Raw genomic sequence first — 13,645 nt, forward strand, 5'->3', positions numbered from 1 at the left:
GCCGCCGAAGCACGCCAGGACGCCGCCCCACCACCGGTGGGGCGGCGTTCTGGCGTCCGCAACCCCTTAACCGCCGCGGGGTCCCGCACCGGCAGCGGGTAACGTTGTAGCGTGCAAACCCCCCGCGTCGTCCGAGTGCTGTCAGCCTGGCTGCTGGCGCTCCTGCTGACGGTTGCGGGCTTTTTCGTGGCCGTGGTGGTGCTCAACGCCGGGGTGTACGGGCCGCAGCAGCAGGTGAGGGACTACCTCGCGGCGCTCAAGGAGGGCGACGGCGGCCTGGCCCTGGGCATCCTCAACGGGTCGGTGCCCAAGGCCGATGCGGCACTGCTCGACGGCCCGGCCCTGGCCCGCGGCGCCGCGGCGGTGGAAGACGTGCGGGTGCAGGAGCCGGTGGAGACCACGAACGGGCATGTCGAGGTGCCGGTGATCTACAGCATCGACGGAACCGACCACACCACCCGGTTCCCCCTTGAGAAGACCGGGACACAGTGGTTCTTCTTCTCGACCTGGGAGTTCGTTCCGTCGACCCTTCCCACCGTCGATCTTTCGATGGCCAACCTCAACGAGGCCAAGCTGAACGGTGCCCGGGTGGCGCTGCCCGAGGGCCGAGGGAGCTTCGCGTCCCTGTACCCGGTGCGGGTCGAAGGGGGCTTCGAGGGCGAGTTCTTCACCGCGCCGGCGAAGGCCGTCGCGGTGACCGACCGGGCCGCGGCACCGAAGCTGGCACTTCCGGCTGCGGCGACGGAGAAGCTCGTGAAGGCGGTGGACGCCGAGATCCGGGCCTTTTTGGATGCCTGCGCGGCCCAGACCGTCTTCCAGCCCACGAACTGCCCGTTCAACTTCCAGACCAGCCAGCGGCTGGCCGGGGAGATCTCCTGGTCGATCACCGACTATCCGGCGGTCCGGATCGACCCGCACGACGGCGAGTGGGTCATCGCGCCCCTCGCCGGCTCGGCCACCCTGTCGACCCGGCTGCAGGACCTGTTCAGCGGCGCCATCTCCGAGGTCAGGGAAAAGCGGCCGTTCGAGTTCCTGGCCCGGCTGCGGATCGACGGCTCGATGGTCACCGTCACCCCCGTGATCGAGTACTGAGGCCTCCGGCGGCCCGGGAGGGCCCGCCGGAGGCTCCGCTCAGTTGACCCCGCGCAGGTCCAGCACCAGTTCGGCCCCACCGGCGGCGTCGAGCACCACCGGGATGCCCCAGTCCTGCTGGTACAGGTGGCAGGCGGCGTGGTCCGGGATCGTTCCGCCGGGCTCGCCGTCGCACGCGGCCGCCCGGGCACTGATGTGGAGCACCCCTTCCCGGACCTCCTCCGAGAAGCGCAGTTCCCGGGTCAGTCCCGCCGACGTTCCGGCCCCGGCCACCAGGAGGTTCTCGGGCGAGGCGGAGATCTTCAGCTGGGAGGGATCCCCCCATCGGTCGTCGAGCTTCTGACCCTTGGGCGCGGCGAAGCGGACGGTGAGTGCCAGCGGCCCGCTGGAGACGGCGGTCTTGGGTCGCTGACTCTGCGAGGCGCCCTCGTTGACGGCCAGGGCCTCCTTCGGGATGGGCAGCCGCACCAGCTGGTGCTTATTTGACTCGACCACGAGCAGCAGCGGCTCGCCGCCGTCGGGGGCGGCGTCGAGAACGACGTCGGACGGTTCGGCCAGCCCGCGGGCGAGGGTGGAAACCGTCCCGGTCGCCGGGTCGTACCGGCGCACGGCACCGTTGTAGGTGTCGGCGATGGCCACCGAGCCGTCGGGAAGGGCCGTCACGCCAAGGGGGTGCTGCAGGCGTGCCTGGGCGGCGTCGCCGTCCCGGAACCCGAAGTCGAACAGGCCGGTGCCGATGGGGGTGTCGACCGTGACCGCGGACCGGCTGCCGGTCAGGCTGACGCTCAGCCGGCGCAGGGAGGAGGTTTCCGAGTCGGCCACCCAGAGGTTGCCGTCGCGGTCCTCGGCCAGCCCGGAGGACTGGGCGAACCAGGCGGTGGACCCGTCGCCGTCGAGCAGGCCTTCAAGACCGGTGCCGGCGAGGATGTCGACGCTGGAGGTGACCGGGTCGAAGGTGAAGATCTGGTGGGTGCCGGCCATCGCGATGACCACCCTGCCCAGGACGCTGGAGTAGACGACGTCCCAGGGGGAGGACAGGGAGATGTTCAGGGCGTCGGTGCCGAGGTGGGCGTCGAGCAGCCGCGGCGTGTCGTTCTGGTCCGCTTCGGCGGCCGCGTGCTCCGGGCCCGGCTTCGTGTGGTTTCCGGAGTCGAGGAGCCGCTGCACGCCGTTCCCGGCCAGGGTGCGGACCGTCCCGTCGCTGAGGGAGAGACCGCGGAGGCGGTGGTTGACGGTGTCGGCTACGACCACGTCGTAGCCGGCGCGCTCGGCGGCGTCCGCGGGCAGGAGGGCCAGGCCCTGCGGTTCGTTGAACCGGGCGGTGTCGGCGTCGCCGTCAGCGGCGCCCCGGGTGCCGGCGCCGATGACGCGGCGCACCGTCGTGAGGTCCGCTTCGAGCTCGACGAGGCGGTGGTGCCCGGTGTCCGCGGCGAGGTAGGTACCGCTGGCGGGCAGCGGGAGGAGCTTGCCCGGGAACTTCAGGGTGCCCGCGGTGCTTTCGGCGGGCACGTAGGGCCCGTCGCCGCGGTGCAGGGTTCCCTTGGCCGTGTGTTCTTCGACCAGTTCGCTGACGAGCGAGTCGAGGCCCGCCGCATGCCCCTCGCCGGAGAGGTGGGCGACGATGTAGCCCTCGGGGTCGATCACAACGAGGGTGGGCCAGGCGCGGGCGGTGTAGGCCTGCCAGGTGAGCAGGTCCGGGTCGTCGAGGATCGGGTGGTGGATGTCGTAGCGCTCAACGGCCGCGGCCAGTGCCACCGGATCGGCCTCATGCTCGAATTTCGGGGAGTGCACGCCCACCGTGACGAGGACATCGGAATACCGTTCCTCAAGGGGCCGCAGCTCGTCGATGACGTGGAGGCAGTTGATGCAGCAGAAGGTCCAGAAGTCGAGCAGGACGATCTTGCCGCGCAGGTCCTCAAGCCGCAGCTGCCTGCCTCCGGTGTTGAGCCAGTTGCGGCCGGCCAGTTCCGAGGCCCGCACGCGGTAGGAAGTACGGATCGGGGTTTCGGTCATTCAGAGGCTCCTGGCGTCGGTCGGGATGCGGGGCTGGAGGGAGTGGGAGTGGGGGTGCCGGCGGCACGCCCGTCATTGTCGCGCGCCGCGAGGTCGGCGAACATACTGTTATAAGCGGCGAGGTCGGCGTCGTTATTCCGGTCGGCCGCCCGGTCCTTGCGCCGGGTGTCGCGCGCATCGGTCCGTGACCACATGATCGCGACGCCGATGGCAAGCAGCAGTGTCGGCACCTCCCCGATGCCCCAGGTCACCGCTCCTCCGATCGCCTGGTCCTCGAGGGCCGAGGGGCCCCAGTCCCGGCCCATGCTGCCGAACCACGACGCCTGGAGCAGCGAGTCCGAGCCCGTGAGCGCGACGCCGAAGAAGGCGTGGAAGGCCATCGTGGCGAACAGGAGCAGCAGTCGCAGCGGGAAGGGTGCCCGCCGGGGCAGGGGGTCGGTGCCCACCATCGTCAGGACGAAGATGTACCCGGTGATGAGGAAGTGGGTGATCATCAGCTCGTGGCCGACGTGCTCGCGCAGGGCGAATCCGAACAGCGGCGAGTAGTAGAAGATCACAATCGACCCGGCGAAGTTCGCCGCGGCGAACAGCGGGTGGGTGACGAGCTGCGAGAAGCGCGAGTGGATCAGGACGAGGGTCCACTCCCGGATGCCACGGCTGCCGTCCCCGCGCGGGGTCAGGGCCTTCAGGGCCAGGGTGACCGGCGACCCGAGCACCAGGAACAGCGGAACCACCATGGTCAGGGCCATGTGGTCGACCATGTGGGCGCTGAAGAGCACCATGCCGTAGACCGCCGGCGCGCCGGAGGTGAAGTAGGTCAAAAGGAGAAGGCCCGTCAGCCAGCAGGCGAGCCGCAGCGCGGGCCACCGGTCCCCGCGGCGGCGCAGCTTGGCCATCCCGAGCACGTAGGCCGTGGCGAGGGTGAGGGCGACGGCGATCCACAGCCAGTCCGGCCTCCACTCGGTGAACCAGCGGGCCACCGTCGGGGCGGGCGGCAGGTCGTAGCCGGTGAGGATGCGCGCCGGTGAGGCGTTGGGCTCGAGTTCCTCCCCGCGGGGCGGGGCGGTCCGGCCCAGGGCCGCGGCCACGCCGGACACCGCAGCCATGATGAGCAGTTCGACGGTGACCAGCTGCCACAGGACCCGGCGTGCGCTCAGCCGGGCCCCTGCCGAACCGGTCCGGTCCTCGAGCTGCGGGATGACCCACTGCCGGTGCATCCAGCCGATGCCCCCGAGCAGGAGCGTGGCGACGGCCTTGAAGGTGACGAGCAGCCCCCACTCCGAGCTCAGCTGGGACAGTTCGGTGATGCGCAGGCTGGCATTGACGACCCCGGAGAGGAACACCAGGGCGAAGGCGAAGCCGGCCAGCGCCGAGAACCGCTTGAGGACCGGCAGGGTGGAGCCGCCGAGGCGCCCGCCGACGACGGCGAGGACGATGATGCCGCCGAACCACAGGCACACCCCGACGAGGTGCAGGGCGATGGAGTTCACGGCGGCGTTGTGGTCGTCGCCGCTGGCCGCGTGTCCGACGAGCGCTGCGGGAAGCAGCCCGAGCAGCGCCAGGACGGCAGCCACCCCGAGCCCGGCGGAGGAGCGCACGCCGAAGGTCAGCGTAGCCACCACCGCGGCGACAATAGTGGTGACGGTCCACGCCCGGCCGGCCGCAAAGTCTGTGATGAAGGAGCCGAGGCCCTGGGTGAAGGTCTCTCCGGAGCTCAGAGGGAGCCCTGCGGCGTCGGAGTAGGTGAACACAAGCACCCCGAGGGCGCCCAGGGTCCACAGCACCGCCGCAGCCGAGGCGAGCACCAGGGCCCGGGTGAACGCGGGATGCTCGGCCCGGGCGGCGCCGCTGCGGCCGGGCCGGCCGCCGCCAAGGGTCCGGGGCAGGATCACGACGGCGAAGACGAGGGCACCGATGGTTCCGGCGGCTCCAAGGTTGTTCGCCGCCTTGGCGAAGGGCAGCCCCCAGCGGGTTAACGCGCCAGGGTCGCCCAGCTGGCGGGCGGCGGCGGCGCCGGAGAACAGCAGCGCGGCCAGCAGGGCCAGGACGACGAGGACTCCGGCCGCCGCGAGGAAGCCCGGGCCGGTTCCGCTCTCCGTGGACTCCGCGCTCTTCCGGGGGTCCTTCGCAAGTGTTGACACGTGTTCCATTGTCTACCCCCGGTAGAACAAGGGCCAATCGCGGGCCCGTTTAAATCAGAAAGGACCGCTGCCGGTGTCCGGCAGCGGTCCTGAATCCTGCGGAGGCTACTTGGCGGAGGCCTTCAGCTTCGAACCCGCGGTCAGCTTGACGCCGTGGCCGGCAGCAATCTGGATGGTTTCGCCGGTCTGGGGGTTGCGGCCGGTGCGGGCGGCACGGCTCGTGCGCTCGACGGCGAGCCAGCCCGGGATGCTGATCTTCTCGTCCTTGGCAACGGACTCTGCGAAGACGTCGAACAGGGCGTCAAGCACGCTGTTGACTGCAGCCTGGCTGGTGTCAGCCTTGGCAGCTACCTCGGCAACAAGTTCACTACGGTTTTTAGCCAATTTAGGTCCTCCTGGACATGGTTATTGAAACGAGCTTTCGGGGTATTCGGAAAGCCCCTGTCGGAAAACTTACCAGCTTGGGCGGAAAAAACCCTGAACTGCGCCGCTCCGGCGCCTTTATCTAAGCCAATTTACGGCCATTCCGGCCCCGAAAGGCTCCTGCAGGGACCCGTGGGCCGTCTTGGAGGGTGACCGGCGCTGCCGGGAGGCCTGGCTGAAATTCCGGCCATTAACGCAAAAGAAGCCGGCGGCCCGAGGGCCACCGGCTTCTTCTGCTGATGCTGCGTGCTGGTTACCAGCTGGACTTGGTCACACCGGGCAGCTCGCCGCGGTGGGCCATGTCGCGGAAACGCACACGCGAGATGCCGAACTTCTGGAGCGTTCCGCGGGGGCGGCCGTCGATCTGGTCGCGGTTGCGGAGGCGCACGGGGGAAGCGTTGCGCGGAAGCTTCTGCAGGCCGAGGCGTGCGGCTTCGCGGGCGTCGTCCGAAGCGTTTTCGTCGACAAGGGTCTTCTTGAGCTCGAGGCGCTTCGCAGCGTAGCGCTCAACGATCAGCTTGCGCTGCTCGTTGCGGGCAATCTTTGACTTCTTTGCCATTCTTTAGCGCTCCTCTCGGAATTCGACGTGCTTGCGGATCTTGGGGTCGTACTTCATCAGGACCATGCGGTCGGGATCGTTACGACGGTTCTTCCGGGTCACGTAGGTGTAGCCGGTGCCGGCGGTGGACTTCAGCTTAATGATGGGACGTACGTCCTTATCCTTTGCCATTAGAGCTTCACTCCCCTCGCCTGGATCTCGGCGACGACGGCGTCAATGCCCCGCACGTCGATGGTCTTGATGCCGCGCGCAGAAACCTGCAGCGTGACATTGCGGCGCAGGGACGGAACCCAGTAGCGCTTCTTCTGAATGTTCGGGTCGAACCGGCGCTTCGTGCGGCGGTGCGAGTGCGAAATGCTGTGTCCAAAGCCGGGCTCGGCTCCGGTCACTTGGCAGTGGGCTGCCATAACTCTCCTCCAGTTAGATGATCGTGACGGAATCACTTGTGAAGCGTCCCGCCACCAGTAATGACACCGTTATTACTGCAGCTTTCCGGAGGTGGACCTGGCAGGGTGAGAACCTGCCGAGGCGCCTCGCCGCGGGGAAGACGGTGAAGATTCGGCGCCGCGGGTCGATGTCCCGGCGGCGGCCTAATATTCCAGGTGGTTACGGGTAGCTGCGTCACTTCCGCCGGAGCGGGGGCGACTCAACCAAACGCCATACCATACTACGTGCCGTCCGGCTCAGCGCCAAACCGGCGGGCGGACCCTTTTTCCTGCCGTGCGCGCCCGGCGCCCCCGCCCTGCCCGCCTCCGGAAGGAGTCCTCAGGTGCGCCCGTCCTCGCCGAGGATCCAGTGGTCGGCCTGGATGGCGGCGAGGATTTTCCGTCCCACCCGCTCAAGGTCGGCGGTGTCGCGCTTGTCCAGGGAGTCGAAGACCAGCTCGCGGACCTTGTCGACGTGCTTCACCGCCAGGCGCTGGACCGCATCCATGCCCTCGTCGGTCAGGACCGCGGTGGTGACCCTTCCGTCGTGGGTCGAGGGGCTGCGCGAGAGCCAGCCGCGCGCCTCGAGCTTCTTGGCCACATGGCTGAGGCGGGACAGGGAGGCGTTGGAGCGGGCGGCGAGCTCACTCATCGGAAGGCTTCCCTCCTCGGACTCGGAGAGCATCGCCAGGACGTGGTAGTCGAACAGGGTGATGCGGGCCTCACGGAACAGGTGGGCGTCCAGGGTTCCGGGCAGCAGCGTCGACACGGCGTACAGCGCAAGCCACGCCCGGCGTTCGTCGGGGGTGAGCCATCGGGGCGGTGCCATGGGCCCATCCTGACACATCCCGGGGAACGGCCCCGCTCCCGCCGCCGGCGGCGGAACCCGGCTCACCGGACAGGTGCCCCGGACCAGTCGGGCTGGCTCAGCGCAGGGTACTTCGCCGTGAGGCCATCACCCGAGGAGACTCCCCGCAGCCGCCGCCCGACCCATGGGGAGAGGTGGTCGCGCGCCCACTGGGCGTCGGCCCGGAGCTGGTTGAGCCGGGTCAGCGCGGGCCGGGCGTCGAGCTCCGGGAGGTCGATGCTGTGGGAGGCCTTGAGGGTTTCGAGGACCTTCCGGGCCATGAGCAGGTGGCCCGCGGTGGCCATGTGCAGCCGGTCGGTGTCCCAGTAGGACCAGTTCCGGAACTCGCGCATCCGCCAGTAGTCGACGATGTCGGCGCCGCGCTGGTCGGCGATTTCGCGGAGCAGTTCGTTGTAGACGGCGGTGCGGCCGCGGGTCCGGCCAAAGACGGCCGAGGCGGAGGAGTCGAACCCGGTGAAGACGACGACCGCCGCGCCGGCGGCGGCGAGCCGGGCGATTCCGGCGTCGTAGCGCTCCATCAACGCGTCGATGTCGACGCGCGGGCGCAGGATGTCGTTGGCGCCGGCGTAGACCGTCACGAGGGTCGGCTGCAGCGCCACGGCCGCGTCGATCTGCTCCTCGAGGATCTGGCGCATCCGCTTGCCCCGGATGGCGAGGTTGGCGTAGCCCCAGGAGCCGTCGGCCAGGATGAGCTGCTGCGCGACCCGATCGGCCCAGCCGCGCACCCCGTTGGGGCTTCCCGGGTCGGGGTCTCCGACCCCTTCGGTGAAGGAATCGCCGAGTGCAACATACCGCTGGGAAAAATCCATCAGCAAAGGCTATCGCGTCTGCCAACGGCGGCACAGCCCGGGTAGGCTCGTGCCAACCCGTGACAGGCGGGACTCAACAGGCGACTGGAAAGGAATCCATGACGACCACCGACCGTGCCGGCAAGCGGGCCGCGCTGATCCTCAATCCGATCAAGAGCACCGGCGCGGATGCCCGGGAGATTGTGGAGCGGGTTTCCTCCGAAGAGGGCTGGGAGGCGCCCCTGGTGCTTGAAACAACGGTCGAGGACCCGGGCCACGGGCAGGCGCAGGAGGCGCTGCGCGCGGGAGTCGATGTCGTCATCGCGGCCGGCGGCGACGGCACGGTGCGGTGCGTGGCCGAGGAACTGTCGGGGACCGGGACCGCGATGGCCCTGGTGCCTTTGGGCACGGGCAACCTGCTGGCGAGGAACCTCGATATTGCCGTGGACAACCCGGAAGAGGCCGTCGATACGGCGTTCCACGGAACCGAACGGAGGATCGACGTCGTGCACGTCACGGTGGACCGCGCGCAGAAGGCCCACGTCTTCCTCGTCATGGCCGGCCTCGGCTACGACGCCGCGATCATGTCGGACACCCGTGACGACCTCAAGGACAAGGTGGGCTGGCTGGCCTACGTCGATGCCGGAATCCGGAACCTTCCGGGCAAGCCGGCCCGGACCACCATCACGATCGACGGCGGACGCCCCTTCGACCGGCGGCTGCGCAGTGTGATGGGCGGCAACTGCGGCAAGATCATGGGTGGCCTCGAGATCTTCCCCGGGGCCAAGATCGATGACGGGCTGCTTGACCTGATGACCGTCGCGCCGCGGGGGCGGTTCGGCTGGCTGAACGTGGCAGGCAAGCTCTTCGCGAAGGGCAAGGGCAAGGACCCTTCGCTGGAGTACTACCAGTGCAGCCGGGCCGAGGTGCAGCTCCACGAGCCGCTCGAGGTGCAGCTCGACGGCGACCCGCTGGGCAAGGCGACGCACATGTCCTTCGAGATGAAGCCCGAATCGCTCCGGCTGCGTATGCCCTACGGCCGCAAGGACCCGGCGATCCTCAGCAATCCCCTGCCGTAGGCGGCCGGCAGTAGCGGGGGCGGGCTCCGGCGGGACAACCGGGCCGTCCCGCGCCGGCACCCGGCCGGAGCGCCCTCCGGCGGAGGGCCTGATCCGGCCTAGAGCCAGGGCAGCGGGTCGACCTTCTCGTCATTGATGAGCACTTCGAAGTGAAGGTGGCACCCGGTGGAGTTTCCGGTGGTGCCGACGGCCCCGATCAGTGCGCCGCGGGCGATGGTCTGGCCAGTGCTGACGCCGATCGAGCTGAGGTGGTTGTAGGTCGACTTGAGCCCCTTGCCGTGGTCGATCACGATCCGCTGCCCGCCGCCGTAGGCGTGCCAGCCGGCGTCGACGACAACTCCCTTGTCCGAGGCCTTGACGGGGGTTCCGCACGCTCCGGCGTAGTCGATGCCCGTGTGGAGTTCGGGCGCGTAACCGCCGAGCGGGTTCACACGGTAGCCGAAGGTCGAGGCGACGCTCAGGTTGGCGAGGGGCGCCGCGAGGGTGGGCTTGTCGCCGGTCCGGGCGATCCCGGTGGAGAGGGTCTTGGCCTTGGCGCCGGACTTGGCCATGGCTACGCCGGCCACCTTCTGGCGGCTGAAGTCGATGTCGGCGGCGGCGTCGGCAGTGATCTGCGGCAGGGACGCAGCAGGGGCGGCCTGGACCGTCGAGGTCTTGGTGTCCATCGAGGCGGGGGCCGGGACGGCGCCCATGACCAGGCCCGCGCCGACGGCGGCCAGGCCTACGACGAGGGCTCCGGCGCGCATCCGCGGAAGGAGGCCCGCCGGCTTGGTGCCGGAGGCCTCCGTGCGGCGCAGTTCGCGCCGACGGGCCGGCAGCGGCTCGGGCCGGAGAGAGCGGCGCGTGGGGAAATCGGAGACGGCTTCCCGCGCGGCGGGAGCCGGTGTTGCTGAAGTGGCGCTGGGGACAGCTGCGGACGCGCGGCGGCGTCCGGGCAGGGCCGGGTTGGTCAAGTTCGATGCCTCTCTGCGACGCCTGCGAAGTTAGCTGTCGGGTTCGAGCAAGAGTCGACTCGGCCCCACTGCACAGGGCCGGCTCCCTGCATGCTCCCTAAGCGGGCACGCGGGCATCCGGTCCGCTGTGTGCGGACAGTTCAATGCAGTGAGGCTTCACCCCGAAGGCAGCGGTGCGCTGCCGGGAAGTGGGTCCTCCGCCCCTGTCATGAGGTGGGTCAGAGCGGTCCGCTGACAGGGCTCGGCGTACGGACCAGGGGGAATACACGGTGTTGAGACTTCACGCAAGCTTACTCTTTTTACCGGAAGTTACAATTCCGTTATCTTCGAACGGGCGTGTCGGCGGCGACGCGCCGTGCCGCTACGCGGATTCGGACCGGCCGCGGCGCCAGTAGCCCATGAAGGCGACCTGCTTCCGGTCGATGCCCACGTCGCGGACCAGGTACCGGCGCAGTTCCCGCACCATCGAGGCCTCCCCCGCAATCCACGCGTAGAAGGGCTGGGATCCCGGGGGGCGTTCGGTGGTCGAGGTGGCCGCGGCGGAGAGCGCCTGCGGGGTTTCCCAAAGGATGGTGCGGTCGACGTCCACCTCCTCGGGTTCGGGCCCGGGGGCGCCCCGCCGATCCGGGGCGGACCCGGCCAGGACGGCCCACCCGGGCGGGGGAAGGGCACGGCGCACGGCCTGCGCCAGGAGCCCGCCGTGCTCTGCGCGCCCGCGCACGAGCCAGGTGACCTTCACCGAGGACGGGGTGACAAGCGGCTGGATGTCCGCCGCGTCGGCGACTTCGAGGAAGGCCTGCCCGCCCAGCTCGGGCGGCAGGGATTCGAGGATTGCACTGATGGCCGGGACCGCGGTCTCGTCCCCGGCCAGGAGGACCGAGCCCGCCAGTCCGGGCCGCCACTCGATGCCGCCGTACGCTCCGGCGGTCGCGCACCGGGCGGCCGCCGCGTTCGGACCGATCAGGCACAGCGTCGCCCCGGGAACCGCACCGGCCGCCCACAGCGCGGCCGGCCCGGCGCTGCCATCCGCGTCGAAGTGCAGGACGAAGTCAACGTCGATTTCCGGTGAGGCGCCCTGACAGCGGGACTCCCGAACGGTGTAGGTGCGCATGACGCCGCGCTCGGCCGGGTCAAGGCCGAGCCAGCGCTGGTACCAGCCGTCGCCGGCCCCGCGCAGAAGTTCGCCGGGGAGGTCGACGGTGCCGCCGCCGGGCGGCGGGACGATCACCTTGATCCGCAGGTCGCAGGTCGGCCCGTTCACGCCGAAGTCCCGCAGGCTCTCTCCGCCGAAGGTGACGCGCTGGAAGTTCGCGCCGATCCTCTGGACCTTCTTCACCTCGACGTCGAAGGCGAGCACCGGGGGAACCGCGGGCGCGGTCCGGGCCGGGCGCCGCGTGGTTTCGGTCATGACGCCGCCCCGGCGCCGGCCCCGGCGGGCACGGGCGCGGTGTGGTGGCGGCCCACCGGGACCACGAGGGGGGTCCCCGCAACGGGGTCGGCGATGACGGTGCACTGCAGGCCGAAGACCTCGTGCACCAGCCCGGGCGTGACGACGGCGGCCGGCGGGCCCTGCGCCGCGAGGCGCCCGTCCTTGAGCACGATCAGATGGTGGGCATAGCGGGCCGCGAGGTTGAGGTCGTGGAGCACCATGGCCACGGTGGTGCCGGAGCCCCGGTTGAGGTCGGTGATCAGGTCGAGCACTTCGATCTGGTGGGCGACGTCAAGGAAGGTGGTCGGCTCGTCAAGGAGCAGGATGTCGGTCTGCTGGGCCAGTGCCAGGGCGATCCAGACGCGCTGCCGCTGGCCCCCGGACAGCTCCTCAACGGAGCGGTCCGCAAAGGAGAGCGTGTCCGTCACCCGCAGGGCCTCGGCCACGGCGGCGTCGTCCCCGGGGGTCCACCGACGGAACCAGCCCTGGTGGGGGTAGCGGCCGCGGCCGACGAGTTCCGCGACGGTGATCCCACCAGGGGGCACGGGCGCCTGGGGCAGCAGCCCGATGGTGCGGGCCACGGCACGGGAGGGAAGGGAGCGGATGTCCTGCCCGTCGAGCAGCACCGACCCGCCCGAGGGCTTGAGCAGCCGGGCCAGGCCCCGCAGCAGCGTCGATTTTCCGCTGCCGTTGGCGCCGACGATGACGCTGACCCTGCCCGGAGGCAGCGCCACGGTGAGCCCGTCCACCACCGTCCGCTCGTCATAGCCGAGCGTGATGGAGCGCGCCTCAAGGGTGGAGGGTTCTCGCGGGGTATCAGCCATGTCAGCCTCCCTGGCCGGATCGGTTTACGGATATCAGCAGCCAGAGCAGGACCGGCGCCCCGAGGGCCCCGGTGAGGACACCCACCGGAAGGGAGGTGCCGGGGATCAGGTTGGCTGCGGCGAAGTCGGCCGCCAAAACGAGGACGGCGCCCACCAGGCCGGCAAGGGCGAGGGAGGGCGGCCCGCCGACGAGGCGCCGGGCGATGGGCCCGCAGAGGAAGGCAACGGCAGCCACCGGGCCGGCCGCGGCGGTGGACACGGCGGCGAGGCAGGCGCCGGTGAGGATCAGGGCGGCCCGGGAAACCTCCACCCGCACACCAAGCCCGGCGGCGGCGTCGTCGCCAAGCTCAAGGAGCCGCAGGAGGCGCGAGAGCACCAGGGCGGCGGGGACGAGGAGCACCAGGGCGCCCCCGAGCAGGACGGCCCGGTCCCAGTTGCTTGAATTCAGGGATCCGGTGAGCCAGACCAGCGCCTCGGCGGCCGTCCGGAGATCGGCGCGGGTCAGCAGGAAGTTCACCAGGGCATGGAGGACAGCGGCGAAGGCGATGCCCACGAGGATCAGCCGGTACCCGCCGAGGCCACCTCGCCGTGCGGTCAGGTAGATGGCGGCAGCCACCCCCAGGCCACCCGCCACCGCGGCGAAGGACACCGCCGCCCCGGAGGCTCCGAAGAGAACGATGGCCGTCACCGCACTCGCGCTGGCCCCGTAACTGATGCCGATGACGTCGGGGCTGGCCAGGGGGTTGCGGAGCAGAGTCTGGCAGATCGTTCCGGCCATGCCGAAGCCGATCCCCACGAGTACGGCCATCAGGGCACGCGGCAGCTTGTTCTCGAGCACGATGAAGCTGGCTCCGGGGATCTGCGCCCCGCCGAGGATGCTGAAGAAGTCGGGCACGGTGACCGTGTAGGAGCCAAGGAGCACCGAGACGGCGAACAGGACGACGACGGCCAGCCCCAGCGCACCGGCCCGCACGCTCCGGGCCCGCCGGCGTGCCGCGCGCCCCGCGGCCAGGGACCGGACGGCCGATCCGGCGGCGGGTCCGGCGGCGGA

Annotated in this window: 14 protein-coding genes and 1 riboswitch; of the genes, 2 read left to right on the top strand and 12 right to left on the bottom strand. The window is 70.2% G+C overall.

Annotated features, from left to right (window positions below):
- Nucleotides 1–111: 111 nt before the first annotated feature.
- Complete coding sequence (locus QZX79_RS03350) at nt 112–1,092, top strand: hypothetical protein (protein ID WP_294564618.1); 981 nt, start codon at nt 112–114, stop codon at nt 1,090–1,092.
- 39 nt (nt 1,093–1,131) lie between these two features.
- Here QZX79_RS03350 and QZX79_RS03355 read toward each other — a convergent pair whose 3' ends face one another.
- The 8 genes from QZX79_RS03355 to QZX79_RS03390 all read right to left on the bottom strand — a co-directional run bounded on the left by QZX79_RS03355 (nt 1,132) and on the right by QZX79_RS03390 (nt 8,330).
- A complete protein-coding gene (locus QZX79_RS03355; RefSeq protein ID WP_294564621.1) occupies nt 1,132–3,105 on the bottom strand; it encodes an NHL domain-containing thioredoxin family protein in 1,974 nt (657 codons plus the stop codon).
- Nucleotides 3,102–5,141, bottom strand: a complete 2,040-nt coding sequence (locus tag QZX79_RS03360; RefSeq protein ID WP_294564664.1) for a cytochrome c oxidase assembly protein — start codon at nt 5,139–5,141, stop codon at nt 3,102–3,104. Before QZX79_RS03360 ends, QZX79_RS03355 begins: the two co-directional genes overlap by 4 nt.
- A 210-nt stretch (nt 5,142–5,351) precedes the next feature.
- On the bottom strand, nt 5,352–5,630 hold the full coding sequence (locus QZX79_RS03365) for an HU family DNA-binding protein (protein WP_120167571.1): 279 nt from the start codon (nt 5,628–5,630) through the stop codon (nt 5,352–5,354).
- A 292-nt stretch (nt 5,631–5,922) separates the two neighbouring features.
- Nucleotides 5,923–6,228 carry a 30S ribosomal protein S14 gene (gene rpsN, locus QZX79_RS03370; protein WP_120167570.1) on the bottom strand — a complete coding sequence of 102 codons (306 nt, stop codon included), beginning with the start codon at nt 6,226–6,228 and terminating at the stop codon, nt 5,923–5,925.
- A 3-nt stretch (nt 6,229–6,231) separates the two neighbouring features.
- Nucleotides 6,232–6,399 (bottom strand): 50S ribosomal protein L33, encoded by a 168-nt coding sequence (gene rpmG / locus QZX79_RS03375; protein ID WP_019481734.1) that lies wholly within the window; start codon nt 6,397–6,399, stop codon nt 6,232–6,234.
- On the bottom strand, nt 6,399–6,635 hold the full coding sequence (gene rpmB / locus QZX79_RS03380; RefSeq protein WP_026545364.1) for a 50S ribosomal protein L28: 237 nt from the start codon (nt 6,633–6,635) through the stop codon (nt 6,399–6,401). Before rpmB ends, rpmG begins: the two co-directional genes overlap by 1 nt.
- 358 nt (nt 6,636–6,993) lie before the next feature.
- Entirely contained in the window at nt 6,994–7,482 is a 489-nt protein-coding gene (locus tag QZX79_RS03385; RefSeq protein ID WP_294564645.1) for a MarR family winged helix-turn-helix transcriptional regulator, read from the bottom strand.
- Nucleotides 7,483–7,544: 62 nt separating this feature from the next.
- Nucleotides 7,545–8,330 carry an SGNH/GDSL hydrolase family protein gene (locus tag QZX79_RS03390; protein ID WP_294564648.1) on the bottom strand — a complete coding sequence of 262 codons (786 nt, stop codon included), beginning with the start codon at nt 8,328–8,330 and terminating at the stop codon, nt 7,545–7,547.
- A gap of 98 nt (nt 8,331–8,428) precedes the next feature.
- Between QZX79_RS03390 and QZX79_RS03395 the strand changes: the two genes are divergently transcribed.
- The gene (locus QZX79_RS03395; protein WP_294564650.1) at nt 8,429–9,388 is read left to right on the top strand and encodes a diacylglycerol kinase family protein; all 960 of its coding nucleotides are present in this window, start codon (nt 8,429–8,431) and stop codon (nt 9,386–9,388) included.
- Between the two features lie 98 nt (nt 9,389–9,486).
- On the opposite strand, the gene QZX79_RS03400 is transcribed toward QZX79_RS03395, so the two are convergent.
- The 4 genes from QZX79_RS03400 to QZX79_RS03415 form a co-directional block, all read right to left on the bottom strand.
- Nucleotides 9,487–10,341, bottom strand: a complete 855-nt coding sequence (locus QZX79_RS03400; RefSeq protein ID WP_294564653.1) for a M23 family metallopeptidase — start codon at nt 10,339–10,341, stop codon at nt 9,487–9,489.
- Nucleotides 10,342–10,345: 4 nt separating this feature from the next.
- Nucleotides 10,346–10,571, bottom strand: a riboswitch (cyclic di-AMP (ydaO/yuaA leader).
- Nucleotides 10,572–10,702: 131 nt separating this feature from the next.
- Nucleotides 10,703–11,749, bottom strand: a complete 1,047-nt coding sequence (locus QZX79_RS03405) for a siderophore-interacting protein (protein WP_294564655.1) — start codon at nt 11,747–11,749, stop codon at nt 10,703–10,705.
- On the bottom strand, nt 11,746–12,594 hold the full coding sequence (locus QZX79_RS03410; protein ID WP_294564658.1) for an ABC transporter ATP-binding protein: 849 nt from the start codon (nt 12,592–12,594) through the stop codon (nt 11,746–11,748). The genes QZX79_RS03405 and QZX79_RS03410 overlap by 4 nt, the downstream gene beginning before the upstream one ends.
- A 1-nt stretch (nt 12,595) precedes the next feature.
- Entirely contained in the window at nt 12,596–13,567 is a 972-nt protein-coding gene (locus QZX79_RS03415) for an iron chelate uptake ABC transporter family permease subunit (protein ID WP_294564666.1), read from the bottom strand.
- Nucleotides 13,568–13,645: the final 78 nt, after the last annotated feature.

The sequence above is a fragment of the uncultured Arthrobacter sp. genome (genome assembly GCF_902805515.1).
In the GTDB taxonomy this organism is placed as follows: domain Bacteria; phylum Actinomycetota; class Actinomycetes; order Actinomycetales; family Micrococcaceae; genus Arthrobacter_D.